Consider the following 1,720-nt stretch of genomic DNA (forward strand, 5'->3'; position numbering starts at 1 on the left):
GGCGCGTCCGGCCTGTACCCGATCGAGATGATGCCGGAATTCTTCCAACGGCTCAAACCGTTCCTGCCGTTCACCTACGGCATCCAGGCGATGCGCGGCGCGGTCGCCGGATTGTACAAGAACCAATACTGGAGCAATCTGTTCCACCTGCTGTGGTACCTGCCGCTGGCGTTGTTCGTCGGATTGGCGGTCCGCCGTCTGGCGATGAACCTCAACGCGCTGTTCGACAACCGTCTCGCCGACACCGATCTGATGATCACCGAGCGCAACGCGGGCATCGACAGCCAGTTGCGCTTCGTCAACCGCGTGCAGCGGTTCGCGCAGGACTATCCGCAGATCGCGCATGACCGCGCGCGCCTGTTCTTCAAGCGGTATCCGCGACTGGTCCGCATCGGCTTCATCGCGTTGGGCGTGCTGCCGTTCGTCTTCCTGGTGCTGCTGTTCGTGATTCCGCAGAAGATCGGCATGCTGACCGCATGGATCGTGTCGATCATCGCGATCGACACGTATCTGATCGTCGTCGAATACATGCGCGAACGGTACGCATCGACGCTTGGCGAGCAGGAAATGAGCGCGGACGAATTCCGCAACGCGATACTGCACGAGAACCTGCTGTTCCACAAGGGCATGTCGTACCGTCCGATGCATGCCGCGGGCAGGCATATCGAAAGCCGGCGCATGGAGGAACGCCATGCCGGGCCGGAGCACGCCGAACCGGGCACGCTCGTCGAGCGTGTTCTGCAGGCCGAACGGAAACAGGCGGAAGACCGCCATGCCGAAAGCCACGACGACGAAACGAGGGGAGAAGCGCGATGAAATACTTCTGGGGCATCCTCAAACGCGACCTGTGCCACGCATCGCGCAACGTGATCGCCGTGATCGTGTCGATGGGGCTGGTCATCGTTCCCGCGCTCTACGCGTGGTTCAACATCGCGGCGAGCTGGGATCCCTACGGCAACACCAAATCGCTGAAGGTCGCCGTGGCCAATGTGGATACCGGGTACAAATCGCAACTCATCCCGGTGCGCGTCAACGTCGGTGAGACGGTGATGAGCGCGCTGCGCGCCAACCATCAGCTCGACTGGCAGTTCGTCGACCGCGACAAGGCCGTGGACGGCGTGAAATCAGGCGAATACTACGCGGCCATCGTCATTCCGAAATCCTTCAGCGCCGACATGATGACCCTGTTCTCCACCAACGTCAAACACGCGAAGCTCAAGTACTATCTCAACGAGAAGATCAACCCGATCGCGCCGCACATCACCGACCAGGGAGCGTCGACCGTCGCCGACACCATCGACAAGACCTTCGCCAAAACGCTCGCGCAGGTCGGCCTCGACCTCGCCGCGAACCTGCTGCAATACTCCAACAGTCCGCAGATGGCACAGTACCTGACCAATCTGCAGACGAACATCAACGGCATGAAATCCACGCTGCTCGGCGCGCAAACCCAAGTGAAGGCCTACGCCGACCTGCTCGGCTCGTCCAGCGACGTGATCACCACCACCAACAAACTGCTGAAAACCGCGCGAACCACCAGCAAACAGGCCACAAAGACCCTCAAACAAGGTTCCGCGACCATCTCGACGCTGTCCGCATCGACCGAAAACGTGACCACCGCGGTCGGCAAGGCGCTCAACCAGGCCACCTCATCACTGGACGGCATCGCCGACAAGGTCAACACCGCGTTCGACCAGCTCGACAAGGATTCGACGCAGAC

1 protein-coding gene and 1 pseudogene are annotated in these 1,720 nt (G+C 61.0%); both read left to right on the forward strand.

All coding sequences use genetic code 11. The features are described from left to right. A pseudogene (locus B3C64_RS06900) lies at positions 1-816 on the forward strand (hypothetical protein); the annotation flags it as partial. Next, the coding region (locus tag B3C64_RS06905) for a YhgE/Pip domain-containing protein (protein WP_291534661.1) at positions 813-1,720 on the forward strand (908 nt) is incomplete at its 3' end. The pseudogene B3C64_RS06900 and the gene B3C64_RS06905, both read left to right, overlap by 4 nt.

Source organism: Bifidobacterium sp. UBA6881, assembly GCA_002451435.1.
Taxonomy (GTDB): domain Bacteria; phylum Actinomycetota; class Actinomycetes; order Actinomycetales; family Bifidobacteriaceae; genus Bifidobacterium.